This window comes from Aeromonas sp. S9(2024) (assembly GCF_041403185.1).
Classification (GTDB): Bacteria; Pseudomonadota; Gammaproteobacteria; order Enterobacterales; family Aeromonadaceae; genus Aeromonas; species Aeromonas enteropelogenes.
Map to the genome: position 1 here is coordinate 157,858 of NZ_JBGLRE010000001.1, position 19,966 is coordinate 177,823.

The following is a 19,966-nucleotide window of genomic DNA, read 5'->3' on the forward strand; positions in this document are numbered from 1 at the left end:
AGATTTTGCCCACGTTGGCAAGGCTAACAGGCTGTTTGAAAAGGCATAATTGACAAGCGTCGCGTGGGAGGCTGGAGGCAACCTCCCCCTGCGGGTCAGCTGGATGAGCCGATGGATTGTTGCAATGCCTGCTTGGCGGCTTTCTTCTCGGCGCGGCGGCGCTTGAAAAAGGCCGACAACTGAGCCGAGCAGGCCTCTGCCAGCACCTCCCCTGTCAATTCCACCCTGTGGTTATGACGCGGGTCCTGCAGGATCTCGAACACAGAGCCAGCCGCTCCCGTCTTCAGATCCCGCGCTCCGTACACCACCCGCTTGACCCGGCTATGAATGAGGGCGCCGGCGCACATGCAGCAAGGCTCCAGGGTCACATAGAGGGTGGTATCCAGCAGGCGGTAGTTCTCAAGGCGCTGTCCGGCGGCGCGGATGGCCATCACTTCGGCATGAGCGCAGGCATCGTGTTCGCTGATGGAGCGGTTCCAGCCCTCCCCGACCACCTCATTACCCAGCACCAGCACGGCCCCGACCGGGATCTCGCCGATCCCTTCGGCTCTGGCCGCCAATGCCATGGCATGACGCATCCAGTGTTCGTCCTGCTCTGCCTGTGCCAGCTCTGCCTGTGTTTGCACTGCGGCGATTGCTGATGATTCCACCCATGCCTCTCTTGATTGATAGCTATATCTCTGCCCCGGCTCGCGATACCTTTCACAGTAGACGGCCATGACGGGGCGGCGATTATGCCAAATCCGGCCACAAGGCCCAAGTTGCATCTTGGTTGCACAAGAAAGAAGCAGTCGGCATCTCTATGATAAAAAAGGAGTTGCACCCATAGCGCCAGAACATTAGACTTCCTCCCCGTCAGCTCAGACTGACCTTGTCGGCGTGTAGCGCAGCCAGGTAGCGCACTGTCATGGGGTGTCAGGGGTCGGAGGTTCAAATCCTCTCACGCCGACCATCATTCCCCGAAATAGCCCAGTCAAACGACTGGGCTATTTTTTTGCCCGCATTTTCTATCGCCAGCCATCCCCACTTCGCAGGAACAAAAAACATACAGAACCGCTTGAATCTTTCATGTGAACTCATTAATATGCGCGACTTTCCGCCGGTAGCGAGACAAGGAGGTGGAAAATCGGTGAAGGGATCACACACCGGCTTGCGTTCAACCAAGGACCAAGCATGAAACAGACCACAGAGACCAGCCCCACCATCGCGCTTTTTACCGTCCCCCAAGACACCACCTGCCCCACTGCACATGAAGATGTGCAGGTCATTCAACTGGATGTGATCGATCTGGCAGAGCCGGAAGAGGAGTACTAATCCCTTCCGGGGACATCGCCATGCACTTCACGACAGGCCTTTATGGCCTTTTTTTCCCCGATTTGAGAGCGTGCACACAAAAAACGACAAATCACTGCATCGGTAGACAATCGCAGGATTATCCACCAATATGTCGCCCCCCTGCTCTCCTGACATTTTTCTCATCACCTGATACAAACCTACGTTATTGCCCTTCACTTTTCACCAGGATGGCAACCTGCGCCATTCATACCCATTAATGGTCATTTAGTTTAAAACAGACGTTCATTAGCAATAGCCAGAAAGGCCTGAGGCTGCATAGAGGCTTTCAAACTAAATTAATACAACTGTTTTTCAAAAGCTTGGAGTAAGGTCGGGATTTGTTTTTGCATTTGTAATTTTATTACGTAATAAATTACATGAGATACCTGTTTTCACCAGACCGAATTACCCATCACCCTGCGATGAAAAGCAGAAGCATAACCATCTGCGTAGAGCTTTTATACCAACCACATAAATCATTAAAAAACATAAAGTTAAACACCACCCAAAAACGAGTGTTTAAAAAAAGTTGTTGACGAAATCGGCAATATTTCGCACCGTATGAAACGTGTTATCCCGTTGTTACGGGAAGATTACAGGAACAGGGATCGACTTTAGTCGTAGTTAATAAGTTCAAAATGTAATTCTCAAAGGAGTGAATCTTATGTCGGCACCAGCCCAGACCCACTGCAGCGCACGCCTTCGCATCCAGGGCGCCATGCTTCCCGATTACGCGCAAATCCTGACGCCGGACGCAGTGGCCCTGGTATCCGAACTGGTGGAACGTTTTGCCCCCCAGCGGGACGAATTGCTGAAACAACGTGTGGCCCGTCAGGCTCGCATCGATGGCGGTGAGCTGCCGGACTTCCTGCCGGAGACTGCCCACATCCGCGAGGGTAACTGGACCATTCGTGGTATCCCTGCCGACCTGCAGGATCGCCGCGTGGAGATCACCGGCCCGGTCGAGCGCAAGATGGTGATCAACGCCCTCAACGCCAACGTCAAGGTCTTCATGGCTGACTTCGAAGACTCCCTGGCGCCGGCCTGGAACAAGGTGATCGAGGGTCAAATCAACCTGCGCGATGCGGTGAACGGCACCATTGCCTATACCAGCCCCGAGGGCAAGGCCTATACCCTCAATGCCGATCCGGCCGTGCTCATCTGCCGGGTGCGCGGTCTGCACCTGCCGGAAAAACATGTCACCTTCGATGGAGCTCCCATCCCTGGTGGCCTGTTCGACTTCGCCCTCTATTTCCTGCACAACTATCAGGCGCTGCTGGCTAAAGGGTCCGGTCCCTACTTCTACGTGCCCAAGTTGCAGAGCCACCTGGAAGGGCGCTGGTGGAGCGAGGTGTTCGCCTGGACCGAAGACAAGTTCGGCCTGCCCCGCGGCACCATCAAGGCCACCGTGCTGATCGAAACCCTGCCGGCGGTGTTCGAGATGGACGAGCTGCTCTATCAGATGAAGGATCACATCGTGGCCCTCAACTGCGGCCGCTGGGACTACATCTTCAGCTATATCAAGACCCTGAAGAACCACCCTGATCGCGTCCTGCCGGACCGCCAGGTGGTGACCATGGACAAACCGTTCCTCTCCGCCTACTCGCGTCTGCTGATCAAGACCTGTCACAAGCGCGGCGCGCTGGCGATGGGGGGCATGGCCGCCTTCATTCCGGCCAAGGATGCCGCCGTCAACGAGCAGGTCTTCGCCAAGGTACATGCCGACAAACAGCGTGAAGCCGACAACGGTCACGACGGTACCTGGGTGGCCCACCCGGGCCTGGCCGACACCGCCATGGAGGTGTTCAACACCGCCATTCCGGCCGGTGCACAGAACCAGATCGGCGTGCTGCGTGAAGAGGATGCCCCCATTACTGCCGCCGACCTGCTGGCCCCCTGCGAGGGCGAGCGTACCGAGGCAGGCATGCGCACCAACATCCGGGTTGCCCTGCAGTATCTGGAGGCCTGGATCAACGGTAACGGCTGCGTGCCCATCTACGGCTTGATGGAAGATGCCGCCACCGCCGAGATCTCCCGTACCTCCATCTGGCAATGGATCCGCCACGGCAAGAACCTCTCCAACGGCCAGGTGGTGACCAAGGATCTGTTCCGCCAGATGCTGGCCGAAGAGCAGGAGGTGATCAAACGCGAAGTGGGTGAGGCCCGCTGGCAGGCTGGTCGCTTTGCCGAGGCGAGCGAGCTGATGGAGCAGATCACCTGCGCTGATACCCTGATCGATTTTCTGACGCTGCCCGGTTACGAGCGGCTCTGAATCACGGGCCCCGGAGGGGCTCGCCAATAACAAGTCAATGGAAACGTGAAATCAATGAAAGAGGGAACTGATATGGCACTGACCCGTGAGCAACAGATCCAGGCTATCGAGAAAGACTGGGCCCAAAACCCCCGCTGGAAAGGGATCAAGCGCGGCTACAGCGCCGAGGACGTGGTGAACCTGCGCGGCAGCTTGCAGCCGCAGCACACCCTGGCCCAACGCGGCGCCGACAAACTGTGGGAACTGATCCACGGCGAGGCCAAAAAAGGTTACGTGAACTGCCTCGGCGCCCTGACCGGCGGCCAGGCGGTGCAGCAGGCCAAAGCCGGCATCGAGGCTATCTACCTCTCCGGCTGGCAGGTCGCAGCGGACAACAACCTCTCCTCCACCATGTATCCGGATCAGTCCCTCTATCCGGCCAACTCGGTGCCGTCGGTGGTGGAGCGCATCAACAACTCCTTCGCCCGTGCCGACCAGATCCAGTGGGCCAACAAGGTAGGGCCGCAGGATGAGGGCTTTATCGACTACTTCCTGCCCATAGTGGCAGATGCCGAAGCCGGTTTTGGTGGCGTGCTGAATGCCTTCGAACTGATGAAGGGAATGATCGAGGCTGGCGCCGCCGGCGTCCACTTCGAAGATCAGCTGGCTTCCGTGAAAAAATGCGGCCACATGGGCGGCAAGGTGCTGGTCCCGACCCAGGAAGCAGTGCAGAAACTGGTGGCAGCCCGTTTGGCAGCCGACGTCTGCGGCACCACCACCCTGGTGATCGCTCGTACCGACGCCAACGCGGCCGACCTGCTGACCACAGATGCAGATCCTTACGATGCCGACTTCCTGACCGGTGAGCGTACCGCCGAAGGCTTCTACAAAGTGCGTGCCGGCATCGATCAGGCGATTGCCCGCGGTCTGGCCTACGCCCCCTACGCCGACATGGTGTGGTGCGAAACCGCCAAGCCTGATCTGGACGAGGCGCGCAAGTTTGCCGAAGCGATAAAGGCCCAGTTCCCGGATCGCATCCTGGCCTACAACTGCTCACCGAGCTTCAACTGGAAGAAGAACCTGGACGATGCCACCATCGCCCGCTTCCAGCAGGAGCTCTCCGACATGGGTTACAAGTACCAGTTCATCACCCTGGCAGGGATCCACAACATGTGGTTCCACATGTACGAGCTGGCCTACCAGTACGCCCGTGGCGAAGGGATGAAGCACTATGTCGAGATGGTGCAGCAGCCCGAGTTTGCCGCCGCCGAGCGTGGCTACACCTTCGTAGCGCACCAGCAGGAAGTGGGTACCGGTTACTTTGACAAGGTGACCACCGTCATCCAGGGTGGCCAATCCTCGGTGACCGCTTTAACGGGTTCCACCGAAGAAGACCAGTTCCACTGATCATCTGACGGCAGCAATCAAAAACCCCGGCCTGATGCCGGGGTTTCTTTTTGTCCGCTGACAGGCGCACACCAAAGAGAGTCGCCAGATGTGACAGGGGGATCAGAGCTCGAGGATCTCTTTGACGAAGGGGATAGTCAGCTTGCGCTTGGCGCGAAAAGAGGCGTTGTCGAGCTGATTGAGGGTGGTGAGCAGGGTGCGCATGTCGCGGGAGAGGCGGTTTAGCAGGAAGCGGCCCACGTCGATGGGCAGTTTGAAGCCCCGCAGCTCGGCACGCAACTGCAGGGCACTGAGCTTGCCTTCGTCATCCAGCTCATCGAGATGGAAACTCACCCCCCAGTCGAGGCGGGAGGCGAGATCCGGCAGTTGCAGCCCCAGTTTGCGCGGCGCACTGCAGCCGGTCACGATGAGGGTCCCCTCACCCTTCTCCTTCCAACGATTGTAAAAATCGAACAGGGCGCGCTCCCACAGGGCATTGCCGGCGATGGCTTCCAGGCTGTCGAGACAGACCAGCGGCAGGCTCTCGAGAGCATCCAGCATGCTGGGATCCAGCTGTTCGAACTGATCGAGGGAGAGATAAGCAGCGGCTGCGTCGCGGGCGTTGACCTCGGCACAGGTCGCATGGAGCAGGTGGGAACGCCCCGACCCCTTGGCTCCCCAGAAATAGAGGAAAGGTGCCCCCTGACCAATGGCCGCATTTTTGAGGGCGGTGATCAGATGAGCATTGTTACCGGGATAAAAACTGACGAAGGTTTCATCGTCCGGTAGTTGTACGGCTAAAGACAGTTGGGCCGGTTGCTTCACTCGTTAGGCTTTGACTGTGACATTTGCTACCAAGTGTATCATCGCCGGGCCGGATAGAGAACCGCCCGGACAAGCCGGGCGGTATACAAAAGCCTTATAAAATCAGGGCTGCGACCATTGGTAACGCAATGCGCTGCCATTATCGTCAACCCGATGCAGGCGGCTCTCGAGCTGAAGCATGCGGGCCAGCTCGGCCTGATCACCCTGCAGGGTGAAATTGAAGGTGACCTGGTCCCCTTCCAGTTTGCCAATCTCCACCTTGCTCACGTTGGCCATCCCCTGCAGCATCTTCTGCACGGCGATCATGCTGTCCACATCGGAGAGCCCGCTCACCACCAGACTCTGGCTGGAGGCCGGCCCCGAGACGCGGGCACCATAGTTTTTCACCAACCAGCCGGCCAGGGTGTCGGCAAAGCCCTGTGCCACCTCGGCCTGGGAGCCAGCACCATTGCCCCGGGTCAGCTCGGCCACCTCACCACCGGCCTTGGGTCCGTAGAGACCCCAGTCGATGTTCCACTTCTCCCCTTCCGGCGTCAGCTTGCCCAGCACCACCATCTCGGCGCCATAGCGCTGACTCGCCTTGAGGATGGGATCGGCAAAGCGTCCCCACACATCGGTCGCACTGACCGCCATGTTGTCGTCCAGATCCATCAGCGGAATACTGACTGGCAGCCCCAGTGTCTGGGCCTGTTCACGCAGGGCCTTGGCCCAGCCATCGGCGGATTGATCCGCAAGCAGGCGGCGCTCCCCCTGATCCACTACCAGCCAGATCGCCACCTGAGGGCGAACCGGGCCCAGCAGGGCATACTGGCTGTCGGCCACCAGTCGGTTGACCTTGTCACTCTTGAATTCGGCCTTCAGATACTTGACCGAATCCAGATCCTGATAGCCGTAGCTTTTTACATAGTCGCCGGGAGCCGCCAACGCCTTGGCTACCGCAGGCTGGCTGAGGATGTCCCGCTTGCCGGTCACCTTGACCAGAACTTCTCCCAACGCCTGGGACTGGGCCGCCGTCATATCGCCGCTGGTGGGCGCCTTGCCCTGATAGAGATCGGTCACCTGGGCGGCAGAGGCCATGAAGGAGAGACCGCAACAAAGAGCGGTGATTGCGCGTTTGAACATGAATATCATCTCGAACTGGGAGCCTGTGGCTATGGTAGCGGCAAGGCGCGCCATGCAGCAAGGCTGCCAGAAACAACAGAGCCGGCAGAACGCCGGCTCGGAATGCCGCTCACCCGAACAGGGGCGGCTGATTGCATCGGCTTACTTGGTGCCGAAGATCTTGTCACCGGCATCGCCCAAACCCGGGACGATATAGCCCTTCTCGTTCAGCCCCTTGTCGATGGAGGCACAGAACAGCTCCACGTCCGGGTGAGCGGCTTCCAGCGCCTTGATCCCTTCCGGGGCGGCAACCAGCACCAGCACCTTGATGGAGTGGCAGCCTTTCTTTTTCAGCAGGTCGATGGTGGCAATCATGGAGCCGCCGGTGGCCAGCATGGGGTCGATAACCAGGGCCAGACGCTCGTCGATGTTGCTGACGATCTTCTCGAAGTAGGGAACCGGCTGCAGGGTCTCTTCATCGCGATAGATGCCGACCACGCTGACGCGAGCGCTCGGCATGTGCTCCAGCACTCCGTCCATCATGCCAAGACCGGCACGCAGGATGGGCACGACTGTGACCTTCTTGCCCTTGATCTGGTCAACTTCTACTGGCCCATTCCAGCCATCGATGGTAACCTTCTCCGTTTCGAAGTCAGAGGTCGCTTCGTAGGTCAGCAAACTGCCCACTTCTTTGGCCAGTTCACGGAAACGCTTGGTGCTGATATCGCCTTCACGCATCAGACCGATCTTGTGTTTGACCAGGGGATGTTTGACTTCAACGACTTTCATTATTATCTCCTCTAACTGCCGCAAAAAAATCGCGGAATCATACAACAAAAGCCGCCGCTTGTAGAGTTTTTCCGCGCAAAAATGCGCAAACGATTTCCTTTCTGGTTTTTCCCCCGCACTGCTAGAATACGCCCCGAATTTTACCCTCCACTTCTTCACATGACGGGGAATACTCGTGACAGACAAAACCTCACTGAGCTACAAGGATGCTGGCGTGGATATCGATGCCGGCAATGCACTGGTTGAACGTATCAAGGGCGTGTCCAAACGCACTCGTCGTCCTGAAGTCCTTGGTGGTCTTGGCGGCTTTGGGGCCTTGTGTCAAATCCCTGCGGGCTACAAGGAGCCGGTGCTGGTCTCCGGCACTGATGGGGTGGGCACCAAGCTGCGCCTGGCCATCGATCTGAAAAAACACGACACCGTGGGCATCGATCTGGTGGCCATGTGCGTCAACGATCTCATCGTGCAGGGTGCCGAGCCCCTCTTCTTCCTCGACTACTATGCCACCGGCAAGCTGGATGTGGACACCGCCGCCGCCGTGGTCACCGGCATCGGTGAAGGTTGCGAGCAGTCCGGCTGCGCCCTGGTGGGCGGCGAAACTGCCGAGATGCCGGGCATGTATGAGGGGGATGACTATGACATCGCCGGTTTCTGCGTCGGCGTGGTCGAGAAGAGTGAAATCATCGACGGCAGCAAGGTCGGCGAAGGGGATGCCCTGATCGCCCTGGCCGCCAGCGGCCCCCACTCCAACGGCTTCTCCCTCATTCGCAAGATCCTGGAAGTCTCCCAGGCCGACGTGCATCAGCCGCTGGGTGACACCACCCTGGCCAATGCCCTGCTGGAGCCGACCCGTATCTACGTGAAACCGGTGCTCAAGCTCATCAAGGAGTGCGAGATCCACGCCCTGTCCCATATCACCGGTGGCGGCTTCTGGGAAAACATCCCGCGCGTCCTGCCGGCCAGCACCAAGGCGGTGATCGACGAGCAGAGCTGGCAGTGGCCGGCGGTGTTCAGCTGGCTGCAAGAGGCCGGCAACGTTACCCGTCACGAGATGTATCGCACCTTCAACTGCGGCGTCGGCATGATCATCGCCCTGCCGGCAGATCAGCTTGAAAAAGCGCTGACCCTGCTCAAGGCCGAAGGCGAGAACGCCTGGCACATCGGCCATATCGCCAAGGCGGCCGATGGCGAGGAGCAGGTCATCATCCAATGATGCGGATCCTGGTCCTTATCTCCGGCAGCGGCAGCAACCTGCAGGCGATTCTCGACAGTTGCGCCGCTGGCAAGATTGCCGGGGAAGTGGTCGGCGTCATCAGCAACAAGGCCGATGCCTATGGCCTGGTGCGCGCCAGGGAAGCTGGTGTGGTCACCAGCATCCTCGCCCAGCAACAGTTTGCCGACCGGGCGGAGTATGACGCCGCCCTGCTGGCACTGATGGCGGACTATCAGCCCGATCTGGTGGTGCTGGCCGGGTTTATGCGGATCCTGAGTGCCGACCTGGTGCGCCACTTTGCCGGGCGGATGGTCAACATCCACCCCTCCCTGCTGCCCAAGTACCAGGGGCTGCATACCCACCAGCGCGCCATCGACGCCGGTGACGACGAGCACGGCGCCAGCGTCCACTTCGTCACCGAAGAACTCGACGGCGGCCCGGTGATCCTGCAGGCCCGCGTCCCCATTTTTGAGGGGGATGAGGCTGATGAAGTGGCAGCAAGGGTACAGGCCCAGGAGCACAGCATCTACCCGCTGGTGGTACAGTGGTTCTGTCAAGGCAGGTTGCGGATGCAGGAGGGCGCCGCCTTCCTGGATGGCACACGGCTCGGCCCGGCGGGACATGCCTGCGAGTAACCGCTAACTGCAGCAGTAAAACGCAACAAGGGAGGCTTTGGCCTCCCTTGTCATTTCTATCGACTACCACAATTGCTGCTGTCAGGTCCGATTACGCCGCGACGCGGCTAATCGAACCTACACCGGATTGTCGATATCGATAAAAGTGACATCCAGCCCGTGCACCGTCGCCAGCCACTCCCCCAGCGCCTTGATGCCGTAACGCTCGGTGGCGTGATGACCGGCGGCGTAGAAGTGCATCCCCATCTCGCGGGCGGTATGGATGGTCTGCTCGGACGCCTCGCCGGAGATGAAGGCATCAATGTCCTGCTCCGCCGCCAGATTGATGTAGCTCTGGCCACCGCCGGTGCACCAGGCCACGGAGCGAATAAGCTCGGGGCCGCTGTCACCGCAATGGAGTGGCTCCCGGCCAAGGCGCTCGGCGATGAGCCTGGCAAAATCGGCTCCGCTCATGGGCTCTTCCAGCTTGCCCACCATGGCGACGCTCTTGCTGTTCCAGGGCTCCAGCCCTCGGCGCACCTTGATGCCCAGCAACTGGGCCAACTGGGCGTTGTTGCCCACCTCGGGATGCACGTCCAGCGGCAGATGGTAGGCAAACAAATTGATGTTGTGGGTCAACAGGGTCTTGATGCGGCGCTGCTTCATGCCGGTGATCTGGGCCGGCTCGCCGCTCCAGAAGTAGCCGTGATGGACTAGGATGGCATCGGCGTTGGCGGCCACCGCCGCATCGATCAAGGCCTGGCTGGCGGTGACGCCGGTTACCACCTTGCGAATGCGCTCACGCCCCTCCACCTGCAGGCCATTGGGACAGTAATCCTTGATGGCGTGCGGTTCGAGCAGATGATTGAGTACGGTTTCGAGTTTTCGATGAGAGATCATAAGGGTCCCTTATTAAGGCTCGAGCCCCTGTTTTACCAATAAAAACAGGGCCCAGGCTCAAAGCGCCAAGGGCCCCATGATAATCGAGCTGGGCCGGCAAGACCATGACAGCCCTTACATTCAGGCAGGCAGGTCGATCCCCGCCTCCCGCATCTGCGCCAGCTTGTAGCGCAGGGTACGCGGGCTAATGCCGAGCCGGTCGGCCACCTCCTTGCGACTGCCGTTGCAGTCCTGCAGAGTGTCGAGAATGATCTGGTGCTCCTGCTGTTTGAGCTCGCTGCCGAGGCGATCCCCACCATAACTGCGATCGGGCATGGCGCCCATCTCCTGCTCGTCCACCTCTTCCAGGATGAGATGCGCTTCACCGATGACGCCGTCCGGGCTCAGGATGAGGGCACGCTGCACCACGTTGTCGAGCTCGCGCACATTGCCGGGCCAGGGGTGGGCCAACAGACACTCGCGTGCGTCGGCCTCCAGCTGTGGCGTTGGCAAGCCCTGCTGGCTGGCATGCAAGGCCAGCAGGTGTTCCGCCAGCGGTAGTATGTCGCCGGGGCGCTCGCACAGGGACAACCAGCGCAGCGGGAAGACGTTGAGGCGGTAGTAAAGGTCTTCACGGAACAGGCCGTCCTGCACCGCTTTTTTCAGATCCCGGTTGCTGGTGGCGATGACCCGCACATCGAGGGGGATCATCTTGCGACTGCCGAGCCGCTCCACCTCTTTCTCCTGCAGTACCCGCAGCAGCTTGGCCTGCAGCCCAAGATCCATCTCGGTGATCTCGTCAAGGAGCAAAGTGCCTCCCTGAGCCTGCTCGAACTTGCCCGGGCACCCCTGCACCGCGCCGGTGAAGGCCCCCTTCTCGTAACCGAACAGGGTCGCCTCCAGCATGTTTTCCGGAATGGCGGCACAGTTGATGGCGATGAAGGGTTGCTCAGCGCGGCTGGAGTTGTCGTGAATGTAGCGGGCCAGCACCTCCTTGCCGGTGCCGCTCGGACCGGTCACCATCACGGTCGCCTCGCTTCTGGCCACTCGGGTCGCCAGCTGGAACAGCTCGGCGGTCTTGGGATCCCCGTACACCACGGCGCGTTTTTCCACCTTCTGGGCCGGCACGTAACGGCTGACCTGATTGAGCAGCACCTCGGGCGAAAAGGGCTTGGCCAGGTAGTCGATGGCCCCCTCGCGCATGGCGCGCACCGCGCCGTCGATGTTGGCGTAGGCGGTCATCAGGAGCACCGGCAACTGCGGATATTGCTGGCGAATGGTGGCCAGCAGGGTCAGGCCATCCATGCCCCCCATCTGGATATCGGAGATCACCATGTCAAAGTTCTGGCGCGAGAGGGCAAGCAGGGCCCGCTCGCCGCTGTCCACCTCACGGCACTCGTAGCCGCCGAGCAGCAGGGTATCCACCAGCGCCTCGCGCAGGCCATTGTCATCTTCAACTACCAGGATCCTGGCCTGTGTCATGCTACACCTCCAAGCTGCACCGACTGCTGATGCAGGGGGAACGACAGAGTAAAACAGGTGCCTTCACCAGGCACGGAGGCCACGCTGACCTCCCCCTGGTGGGCACGTACGACGGATTGCACCACCGCCAGCCCAAGGCCTGTGCCCTGGGAGCGGGTGGTAAAGAAAGGTTCGAACACCTGGCCGAGCTGATGGCTCGGGATCCCCTTGCCATTGTCGATGACGCGCATCTCCACCCGGGTGCCGCTGCGCACCGCACTCACCAGGAGCGAATCGGCCCCCGCCTGCTGGGCGTTGGCGATCAGGTTGTTGATGGCTCCCGACAGCGCGTTACTGTTGGCCAGCAGGCAGAGATCGGGCTCCGGCGCCTGTATGTGCAGCTCGCATCCTTGCTGCAGGCAGAAGGCCTCGGCCCCCGCCTGCACCTCGGCCATCAACCCCTGCACCGAGATGGGGGTGACCACCTGATTGTCGCCGTTGCGGGCAAACAGCAGGATGTCGTTGATCTGCTTTTCCAGATCCTTGAGCCTGTCCATCAGCTTTTGCTGAAACTGGCTGCGGGATTCGGGCTTGAGGGTACGGTTGGCCAGGTTGGCGCCATAGAGCATGGCGGCAGAGAGTGGCGTGCGGATCTGGTGGGCCAGTGAGGCTGCCATGTTGCCAAGGGCCGACAACCGCTTCATGTGGTTGACGCGATCCTGCAGCTTGCGGGTCTCGGTGAGATCGTTGATGAACACCAGCTGGCCGGGTTGATCCGGCAGGGGCTGGGTCGAGAGCTGGACCCGGCGACCATCACGCAGGGAGATCTCGTGGCCGTCATCTTCCCGGGGCTCGAAGCAGCGAGCGATGACCTGACGCCAGAGTTCCCCTTCCAGTGGCTCCCCCAGCAGGGAGAGCGCGGCCGGATTGGCCCGGGTGATCACCCCGGCGCCATCGAGCAGCAACACCCCGGTGGGGAGTGCCGTGAAGATGGCGTAGAGCTGGCTCACTTCGTGGGACTGGAGTGGCATGTCCTGCTGCAAGATTGTCATAAAGCTGACCTCAAACTGGCAATTTGGTCAGTTCATTCAATTTTCATGCCACAAAATTAAATCAATTAAAACAAAGAATTAAAGACAGGCGTCAAGGCATTGACCCTTAGCCCTCCTTGCTCATCCCGTACTTTTTCATCTTCTCAACTAGGGTAGTACGACGCATGCCGAGCAGGTCGGCGGCGCGAGCCACCACCCCCTCCTGGGACTCCAGGGCCTGGCGGATCAGCTCCACCTCGAGGTCGGCCAGCATCTCCTTGAGATTGACTCCCTCCTCCGGCAATTGCATGGAGCGGGCCGAGCTGAAGGCGTGATCCAGCTCCGGCGGATCCTGGAATACGGCGGCCAGCGCATCGCGCTCGTCCATCTCGGTCAGCCGCTCGTCCCGTGGCTCGCAGGGCAGCAGGCGGTAACGGCTCGGCAAATCCGCCACATCGACGATCTGGTGCGGATAGAGGATGAGCAGCCGCTCCAGCAGGTTGGAGAGCTCGCGCACATTGCCGGGCCAGGGGTACTGCATCAGGGACTCCATGGCGCGCTGGGTCAGGCGAATGAAGCCCTGGTGTTGCTCCGCATGGCGGTTGAGCAGCTCCTGCAACAGCAGGGGAATGTCATCACAGCGATCCCGCAGCGGCGGCGTCTCGATGGGGAAGACGTTGAGGCGGTAATAGAGATCCTCGCGAAAATCCTGGGTGCGGATCATCGCCTCCAGATCCCGGTGAGTCGCGGCGATGACACGCACATCGGCCTGGATGGGCTTGCCGCCGCCGACCCTGTCGAACATCCGCTCCTGCAATACTCGCAGCAGCTTGACCTGCATCGGCATCGGCATGTCGCCGATCTCGTCAAGAAACAGGGTGCCCCCCTGAGCCAGCTCGAAGCGACCACGGCGAGCGGCGATGGCACCGGTGAAGGCCCCTTTCTCGTGGCCAAACAGCTCACTTTCAAGCAGTTCGGCGGGAATGGCGCCACAGTTGATGGGCACGAAGGGACCGGCACTGCGGGTTGATAGTTCGTGGATGGCCCTCGCCACCACCTCTTTACCGGTCCCGGATTCCCCCAGGATCAGCACGTTGGCATCGGTCTCGGCCACCTGACCGATGAGGCGGCGCACCTCCTGGATCCCCTTGCCCTTGCCCACCAGCAGGCGCAGCAGAGCCTGACCCTTGTCGTGGGTCTGCTGGCGAGGATGCAGGGAGACAAACGCCTGACAGAAATGCAGATGGCGAGTGAGGGATTCGTAAGTGATGGGGGCCTGCGCCACACCGATGAAATTGCTGTTGTCGAGATCGGCATCGATCAGGGAGAGAAACGGCGTGCGGGGGAAGGCCGCCAGCAGCTCGGGCAAGGGGCGCTCCGTCAGCTCACCCACCAATACCCCCTGCAGCGGGCCGGCGGATTCGATGGCAACGTCGAGGTCCCCTTCGGCCACATCCTGCCACGGGATCCCCATGAACGAGAGCACTGTTTCCAATTGCTGACGCCGTGCTTCATCGGCATCAACAATCAACACGCCCATCTCCACCATATCCACCTCTCGCGATTACATAGCTAACTTATTGTTTTATTTGATTATAAAACGCTCGTTGACGGTTCCTTTGCGGCACACAAAGTGCCAAAAATCCGACACATTGTCAAAAATTGTCGTAGTCAGGGTAAGTGTATCGACACAAAGAGGGGAGAAGATAAATTTTGCCAACGATTTTTTTGCGCAAGCAGAAACGGGGAAAACGGCCCGCCAGGCGGGCCATGTCGGCACTCCCGACAAGCTCAGTGACGGGAATGGTGAGGAGCTACGTAACGGCACTCGGGAAAACGACTGCAGGCGAGAAATAGCCGGCCGGCATGAGGGCCTTTTTTGGCTTCCCGCTCCACCAGCGGGGCATCGCAGCGAGGACAGTGGGGGGCGTCTTGCTCCTCATCATCCTCCGGATCGTCGAACAGCAGAGCGGCCAGCTCCTCTTCTGCTGGCTCGGACACGACGGTTGTCCTGGTGACAGCCAACTCGGGTTCGGTTGACGACAGCCCGGCCAGGGGGGCAGCCCGCTTGTGCTCTTTGCCTTCCACATCGACCCCATCGAGCAACAACGGGTTGAAGGTAGGTTCTCGCCGCTCCCCGGGCAGCAGCTCATCGGCCTGCGGTTCACGCCTCTTGGTCAACAGCGGCTGAAGCTGCTCGCGCAGATCTTCCACCAGATAGTGGCTGCCTGCGGGGATCTGCAGCAGGGGAAAACCGGCGCCATCACAGGCCGCCTTCAGGAAGCTGTCACGCACCTTGCGCTTCTGGTGGCGGGGGCCGCTTTCATCGAGCTCGATGGCGCAGACAAAAGAGAGATCGGCGGGATGGCACAGCAGGTAATCAAAATGCTTGCCCCCTATCTTGCCCGCGTACTGCTGCCATTTGCCCTTGCCAAGAGCGGCCTGTGGCGCCAGCACATCGGCCACCGGCACCTTGGCAAAGACCCTGGCCTGTTCCCCTGCCGCCTGTTCCAACACGGTGAGAAAGGCCCGTTCGGCGGGGTTTAGCAGGGTCTCCTGCAGCTCATAGGGCAGACGCTGCGGGCGCCGACCCCGACGCCAGACGATCGCCAGCACGAGCAGCGCCAGCAACAGCAAACCCGAAAGGATGAGGATATTCATGAAAACGCGATCCAGTTCACGACACGACAGGGCGCTCACTCTACCACAGCCGTCGTGGCACAAGGCAGCCGGCAATTGAGGTGGATAAACAAAACGCCCCGCTTTTTGTCCATTTGCCAGCGGACGGGGCTTCATATGGCCTGCCACAGCAGGCACAATGCTAGGGTCGGTTGAGATGGCGTTGCACTCGCGACGACATCCCGGCCGGACCAAAAACCATTCCAAGGAGAGCAGGATGCAAAAGCAATTGGTGGTCACCGTGATCGGTGCAGACAAACCCGGGATCGTCGAAAGCCTGGCGGCCGTCATCAGCCGCGAGCAGGGCAACTGGCTGGGCAGTGCCATGAGTGAATTAGCAGGCCAGTTTGCCGGCATCCTCCATGTATCGGTTCCCGAAGAGCACTATCGCAGCCTGTGCGAGGCGCTGGCCATGCTGCCTGGTCTCACCATCAGCTTCGCCGAAGGAACCCCCTCGGCAGAGCCAGTCAACCAGATGATGATGACGGTCACCGGCAACGATCGCCCCGGTATTGTCCACGAGGTAGCCAGCATCTTGCGCCAGCTCAACATCAACGTGGCCGATCTCACCACCGGCTGTGAACCGGCCCCCCATTCCGGCGCCCCGCTCTTCTATGCCCACGCGCTGGTCGCCCTGCCAGACGAGCTCGAAATGGAGACCCTGATCGGTGCACTGGAGTCCCTCTCCGACGATCTGGTGGTCGATATCGACGAGGGGGTTGGCGAGTAATATTTTTGTCATTGAACTGTCATATATTCACGCCATACCAGCCCCTAAAACGGATCGACACAGAGGCACAAGATGAGCACCGACAAGCTGTATGAAGAGAAAGAGCTGAGCTGGCTCTCATTCAATGAACGGGTGTTGCAAGAGGCGATGGACAAGACGGTCCCCCTCATCGAGCGGGTCCGCTTCCTCGGGATCTTCTCGTCCAACCAGGACGAGTTCTTCAAGGTGCGGGTATCTGACGTCAAGCGCCGCATCCTGATCAACGAGGTACACGGCGGCGATGACGAAGCCAAGGTGTTGCTGCGGGCCATCCAGCAGAAGGTGATGGCCCTTGGCGAGGCGTTCGACAACACCTACAAGGAGCTGCTGATCGCCCTGGCCCGCCACAACATCTTCCTGGTCAACGAGAACCAGCTCTCCGAGAACATCCAGAAATGGCTGCGTGTCTTTTTCCGGGAGAAGGTGTTGCGCCACATCATCCCGATCCTGCTCAACAAGGAGGTCAACCCGGTCAAGTTCCTGAAAGACGAGTACACCTATCTGGCCATCGAGATGAAGAAGAATGGCCAGGTGATCCAGTACGCCCTGGTGGAGGTACCCACCGACGATCTGCCCCGCTTCTTCCAGCTGCCGCCGGAGGGCACCCGGCGCAAGAAGCAGATCATCATCCTGGACAACGTCATCCGCTTCTGTCTCGACGAGATATTCAAGGGCTTCTTCGATTACGACGAGATTGCCGCCTATGCGGTCAAGCTGACCCGCGACGCCGAGTATGACCTCTCGGATCAGCTGGACTTGAGCCTGGTGGACAAGATGAGTGATGGCCTGAAGCAGCGCCTCACCGCCATGCCGGTACGCTTCGTCTACGAGCGTGAGATGCCGGCCGCCATGATAAGCTTCCTGAAGCTCAAGCTGCAGATCAGCTCCTACGACGCCATCATGCCCGGCGGGCGCTATCACAACTTCAAGGATTTCATCGGCTTCCCCAACGTGGGGCGGGACTATCTGGAAAACCCCAAGCTGCCGGCCCTGGAGTGCCGCGACTTCGACGGTTTCGTCAACGCCTTCGACGCCATCACCAGGCAGGACATACTGCTCTACTACCCGTACCACAAGTTCCACCACTTCACCGAGCTGGTGCGCCAGGCGGCGTTCGATCCGGCGGTCAGTGCCATTCGCATCAACATCTACCGGGTCGCCAAGAAATCGCGGATCATCCACTCCCTCATCGACGCAGCCAACAACGGCAAGAAGGTGACGGTAGTGGTGGAATTGCGCGCCCGTTTCGATGAGGCGGCCAACATCGACTGGGCCAATATCCTGACCAATGCGGGGGTCAAGGTGGTGTTCGGGGTGCCGAGCCTCAAGATCCACTCCAAGCTCTGCCTCATCACTCGCCACGAACATGGCGAAGCGGTGCGCTATGCCCACATCGGCACCGGCAACTTCAACGAGAAGACCGCCAAGATCTACACCGACTTCTCACTGCTGACCCGCCACCCGGACATCACCGCCGAGGTGGAGAGCGTGTTCGAGTACATCGAATACCCCTATCGGCGCTACAAGTTCAACCACCTGCTGGTCTCCCCCATCAACAGTCGCCGCCAGCTCTACCGGATGATCGACAACGAGCTCACCAACGCCAAGGCGGGCCAGCCCAGCGGCATCACTCTCAAGATCAACAACCTGGTGGACAGAGACCTCATCAACCGTCTCTATGCCGCGAGCCAGGCCGGGGTGCCCATCCAGATGATCATCCGCGGCATGTGCGCCCTGCGCCCGGGTGTGCCGGGCCTCAGTGACAACATCCGGGTCATCAGCATCATCGACCGCTTCCTTGAACACCCGAGGGTGATGGTGTTTCACAACAAGGGCAATCCCCAGCTCTACATCTCCAGCGCCGACTGGATGAGCCGCAACATTGACGGGCGGATCGAGGTGGGCACTCCCATCTATGACGAGCGGCTCAAGCAGCGCATCCTCGACATTCTCGAGCTGCAACTGAGCGACACCTGCAAGGCGCGGGTCATCGATGCCGACCAGAAGAACGAATACGTGAAGCGGGGCAACCGTCGCAAGATCCGCTCCCAGGTCGCGATTTACGACTACCTCAAACGTATCGAGGCCAACAATGGACAATAGTCTGTATGCCGCCGTGGATCTCGGCTCCAACAGTTTTCACATGGTGATCGCCCACCTCTCGGAGGGGCGCTTTCGCATCGTCGATCGCATCAAGGAGCGGGTGAGGCTGGCAGAAGGGATGGATGAGCAAAAGCGGATGAGCCCGGAGGCGATGGCCCGCGGCCTCGCCTGCCTGGCGCTGTTTGCCGAGCGGCTCACCAACATCAGGCCGGAGCATATCCGCATCGCCGGCACCTATACCCTGCGCCGCGCCAGCAACGCCCGTGAGTTTGTGAGCGAGGCGGCCAAGGTGCTGAACCACCCCATCGAGATCATCAGCGGTCAGGAGGAGGCGCGCCTCATCTATCAGGGGGTCGCCCATACCCAGCACATCGAGGGTCAGGTGCTGGTGGTGGACATCGGCGGCGGCAGCACCGAGCTCATCGTCGGCGAGGGGTTCGAACACAAGGCGCTCACCAGCCGCAAGATGGGCTGCGTCAGCTTTACCCAAAGCTTCTTTGCCGGCGGCAAGCTCACCGAGAAGGCCTTCACCAACGCCGTGCTGGAGGCCCAGCACCAGCTCGCTCCCATCATCAACCAGTACCGCAAGCTCGGCTGGCAGAGCTGCCTCGGCAGCTCGGGGTCGATCCGCACCGTGCGGGACGTGCTGCAGGGGGAAGGCTGGACCGACGGCGGTATCACCCTGGCGGGGCTGGAGCGACTCAAGGCCGAGATGATTGAACGCAAGCGGGTGGACAATCTCAAGCTGAGCGGCCTTTCGGAGGAGCGCCAGGAGGTGTTCGCCGCCGCGGTGGCCATCCTGCTCGGGCTCTTTACCTCACTGCCCATCGAGCGAATGGAGTACTCCGACGGCGCCCTGCGCGAAGGCTTGCTCTATGAATTCGAGGAACGGCTGCAGCACCACGACATTCGCGAGCGCACCGCCCAGGCTCTCGGGCTACATTACAAGATGGACAAGAGGCAGGCCGCCCGGGTCGAGCAGAGTGTCTTGGCCCTGTTCGATGCCTTGCAAGCGCCCTGGCAGATGCCGACCGAACCCTATCGCGCCATCCTCGGCTGGGCGGCGCGGCTGCACGAGATTGGCCTTGCCATCAACTACAGCGGCATTCACCGCCACTCCGCCTATATCCTGCAGCACACCGACCTGCCCGGCTTCAACCAGGACGATCAGGCCCTGCTGGCGGCCCTGGTACGCTTCCAGCGCAAGGGCCTCAAGCTCGCCGAGCTGCCCGCCCTGCCCAACCACGACGAGCAGACGGTGCTGCGCTGCATCCGCATCCTGCGCCTCGCCGTGGCGGCCCACCACAAGCGCCAGGATGACCTGCTGCCCGAGCTGCACGTGCAGGCAGCCGGCGATCAGCTGGTGGTCAACCTGCCCGCCAGCTGGTGCGAGGAGAACCGGCTCTTGATGCAAAACCTCGAGAAAGAGCAGCGCTACTGCCAGGAGCAGGGTTGGCCCCTGCTGTTTCACCTCACCTGACAAACCGGCTACTCACAGCAAAGCAACAAGGCAGCCACTGGCTGCCTTTT

General features: G+C 60.4%; 17 protein-coding genes and 1 tRNA gene. 9 read left to right on the forward strand and 9 right to left on the reverse strand.

Annotated elements, in window-relative coordinates:
- Positions 1-95 precede the first annotated feature (95 nt).
- On the reverse strand, positions 96-650 hold the full coding sequence (gene tadA / locus ACB028_RS00665; protein ID WP_371143233.1) for a tRNA adenosine(34) deaminase TadA: 555 nt from the start codon (positions 648-650) through the stop codon (positions 96-98).
- Positions 651-875: 225 nt separating this feature from the next.
- Here tadA and ACB028_RS00670 point away from each other — a divergent pair.
- From ACB028_RS00670 to aceA, 4 genes are all read left to right on the forward strand, one after another.
- A tRNA-Pro gene (locus ACB028_RS00670) sits at positions 876-952 on the forward strand.
- Positions 953-1,173: 221 nt separating this feature from the next.
- Positions 1,174-1,314, forward strand: coding sequence for a hypothetical protein (locus ACB028_RS00675; protein ID WP_371143234.1), 141 nt, complete (start codon positions 1,174-1,176; stop codon positions 1,312-1,314).
- Positions 1,315-1,999: 685 nt separating this feature from the next.
- Complete coding sequence (gene aceB / locus ACB028_RS00680; protein WP_371143235.1) at positions 2,000-3,607, forward strand: malate synthase A; 1,608 nt, start codon at positions 2,000-2,002, stop codon at positions 3,605-3,607.
- Positions 3,608-3,679: 72 nt separating this feature from the next.
- Positions 3,680-4,993: an isocitrate lyase gene (aceA, locus tag ACB028_RS00685; protein ID WP_371143236.1), complete on the forward strand. Its 1,314-nt coding sequence runs from the start codon at positions 3,680-3,682 to the stop codon at positions 4,991-4,993.
- A 102-nt stretch (positions 4,994-5,095) separates the two neighbouring features.
- Here aceA and hda read toward each other — a convergent pair whose 3' ends face one another.
- From hda to upp, 3 genes are all read right to left on the reverse strand, one after another.
- Positions 5,096-5,797 (reverse strand): DnaA inactivator Hda, encoded by a 702-nt coding sequence (hda, locus tag ACB028_RS00690; protein ID WP_026456135.1) that lies wholly within the window; start codon positions 5,795-5,797, stop codon positions 5,096-5,098.
- A 102-nt stretch (positions 5,798-5,899) separates the two neighbouring features.
- On the reverse strand, positions 5,900-6,919 hold the full coding sequence (locus ACB028_RS00695; protein ID WP_371143237.1) for a DUF2066 domain-containing protein: 1,020 nt from the start codon (positions 6,917-6,919) through the stop codon (positions 5,900-5,902).
- Positions 6,920-7,060: 141 nt separating this feature from the next.
- Positions 7,061-7,687, reverse strand: coding sequence for a uracil phosphoribosyltransferase (upp, locus tag ACB028_RS00700; protein WP_026456137.1), 627 nt, complete (start codon positions 7,685-7,687; stop codon positions 7,061-7,063).
- A gap of 175 nt (positions 7,688-7,862) precedes the next feature.
- Between upp and purM the strand changes: the two genes are divergently transcribed.
- Both purM and purN read left to right on the forward strand, forming a co-directional pair.
- Positions 7,863-8,900, forward strand: a complete 1,038-nt coding sequence (gene purM, locus ACB028_RS00705; RefSeq protein ID WP_371143238.1) for a phosphoribosylformylglycinamidine cyclo-ligase — start codon at positions 7,863-7,865, stop codon at positions 8,898-8,900.
- Positions 8,897-9,535 (forward strand): phosphoribosylglycinamide formyltransferase, encoded by a 639-nt coding sequence (gene purN / locus ACB028_RS00710; RefSeq protein WP_371143239.1) that lies wholly within the window; start codon positions 8,897-8,899, stop codon positions 9,533-9,535. Before purM ends, purN begins: the two co-directional genes overlap by 4 nt.
- 117 nt (positions 9,536-9,652) lie before the next feature.
- Here the strand turns inward: purN and ACB028_RS00715 are convergent, their stop codons facing one another.
- The 5 genes from ACB028_RS00715 to ACB028_RS00735 form a co-directional block, all read right to left on the reverse strand.
- Entirely contained in the window at positions 9,653-10,414 is a 762-nt protein-coding gene (locus tag ACB028_RS00715; RefSeq protein ID WP_371143240.1) for a Nif3-like dinuclear metal center hexameric protein, read from the reverse strand.
- A 120-nt stretch (positions 10,415-10,534) separates the two neighbouring features.
- Entirely contained in the window at positions 10,535-11,875 is a 1,341-nt protein-coding gene (locus ACB028_RS00720; protein WP_124239154.1) for a sigma-54 dependent transcriptional regulator, read from the reverse strand.
- A complete protein-coding gene (locus tag ACB028_RS00725) occupies positions 11,872-12,906 on the reverse strand; it encodes a PAS domain-containing sensor histidine kinase (protein WP_124239155.1) in 1,035 nt (344 codons plus the stop codon). The genes ACB028_RS00720 and ACB028_RS00725 overlap by 4 nt, the downstream gene beginning before the upstream one ends.
- 106 nt (positions 12,907-13,012) lie before the next feature.
- Positions 13,013-14,434, reverse strand: a complete 1,422-nt coding sequence (locus ACB028_RS00730; RefSeq protein ID WP_061475492.1) for a sigma-54 dependent transcriptional regulator — start codon at positions 14,432-14,434, stop codon at positions 13,013-13,015.
- A 242-nt stretch (positions 14,435-14,676) separates the two neighbouring features.
- A complete protein-coding gene (locus tag ACB028_RS00735; protein ID WP_371143241.1) occupies positions 14,677-15,546 on the reverse strand; it encodes a DUF2726 domain-containing protein in 870 nt (289 codons plus the stop codon).
- A 235-nt stretch (positions 15,547-15,781) separates the two neighbouring features.
- Between ACB028_RS00735 and ACB028_RS00740 the strand changes: the two genes are divergently transcribed.
- The 3 genes from ACB028_RS00740 (at position 15,782) to ppx (ending at position 19,916) form a co-directional block, all read left to right on the forward strand.
- Positions 15,782-16,294: an ACT domain-containing protein gene (locus ACB028_RS00740; RefSeq protein ID WP_342017008.1), complete on the forward strand. Its 513-nt coding sequence runs from the start codon at positions 15,782-15,784 to the stop codon at positions 16,292-16,294.
- Between the two features lie 72 nt (positions 16,295-16,366).
- Positions 16,367-18,436: a polyphosphate kinase 1 gene (ppk1, locus tag ACB028_RS00745; protein ID WP_371143242.1), complete on the forward strand. Its 2,070-nt coding sequence runs from the start codon at positions 16,367-16,369 to the stop codon at positions 18,434-18,436.
- The gene (ppx, locus tag ACB028_RS00750) at positions 18,426-19,916 is read left to right on the forward strand and encodes an exopolyphosphatase (RefSeq protein WP_371143243.1); all 1,491 of its coding nucleotides are present in this window, start codon (positions 18,426-18,428) and stop codon (positions 19,914-19,916) included. Before ppk1 ends, ppx begins: the two co-directional genes overlap by 11 nt.
- Positions 19,917-19,966 lie beyond the last annotated feature (50 nt).

Bases quoted from the DNA above. Each gene is read 5' to 3' on its own strand.
- ACB028_RS00730 (WP_061475492.1), bottom strand. From the start codon at position 14,434: ATGGTGGAGATGGGCGTGTTGATTGTTGATGCCGATGAAGCACGGCGT.
- ACB028_RS00715 (WP_371143240.1), bottom strand. From the start codon at position 10,414: ATGATCTCTCATCGAAAACTCGAAACCGTACTCAATCATCTGCTCGAA.
- ppk1 (WP_371143242.1), top strand. From the start codon at position 16,367: ATGAGCACCGACAAGCTGTATGAAGAGAAAGAGCTGAGCTGGCTCTCA.
- ACB028_RS00695 (WP_371143237.1), bottom strand. From the start codon at position 6,919: ATGTTCAAACGCGCAATCACCGCTCTTTGTTGCGGTCTCTCCTTCATG.
- purN (WP_371143239.1), top strand. From the start codon at position 8,897: ATGATGCGGATCCTGGTCCTTATCTCCGGCAGCGGCAGCAACCTGCAG.
- upp (WP_026456137.1), bottom strand. From the start codon at position 7,687: ATGAAAGTCGTTGAAGTCAAACATCCCCTGGTCAAACACAAGATCGGT.
- ppx (WP_371143243.1), top strand. From the start codon at position 18,426: ATGGACAATAGTCTGTATGCCGCCGTGGATCTCGGCTCCAACAGTTTT.
- aceB (WP_371143235.1), top strand. From the start codon at position 2,000: ATGTCGGCACCAGCCCAGACCCACTGCAGCGCACGCCTTCGCATCCAG.
- aceA (WP_371143236.1), top strand. From the start codon at position 3,680: ATGGCACTGACCCGTGAGCAACAGATCCAGGCTATCGAGAAAGACTGG.
- ACB028_RS00675 (WP_371143234.1), top strand. From the start codon at position 1,174: ATGAAACAGACCACAGAGACCAGCCCCACCATCGCGCTTTTTACCGTC.
- ACB028_RS00735 (WP_371143241.1), bottom strand. From the start codon at position 15,546: ATGAATATCCTCATCCTTTCGGGTTTGCTGTTGCTGGCGCTGCTCGTG.
- ACB028_RS00725 (WP_124239155.1), bottom strand. From the start codon at position 12,906: ATGACAATCTTGCAGCAGGACATGCCACTCCAGTCCCACGAAGTGAGC.
- ACB028_RS00720 (WP_124239154.1), bottom strand. From the start codon at position 11,875: ATGACACAGGCCAGGATCCTGGTAGTTGAAGATGACAATGGCCTGCGC.
- ACB028_RS00740 (WP_342017008.1), top strand. From the start codon at position 15,782: ATGCAAAAGCAATTGGTGGTCACCGTGATCGGTGCAGACAAACCCGGG.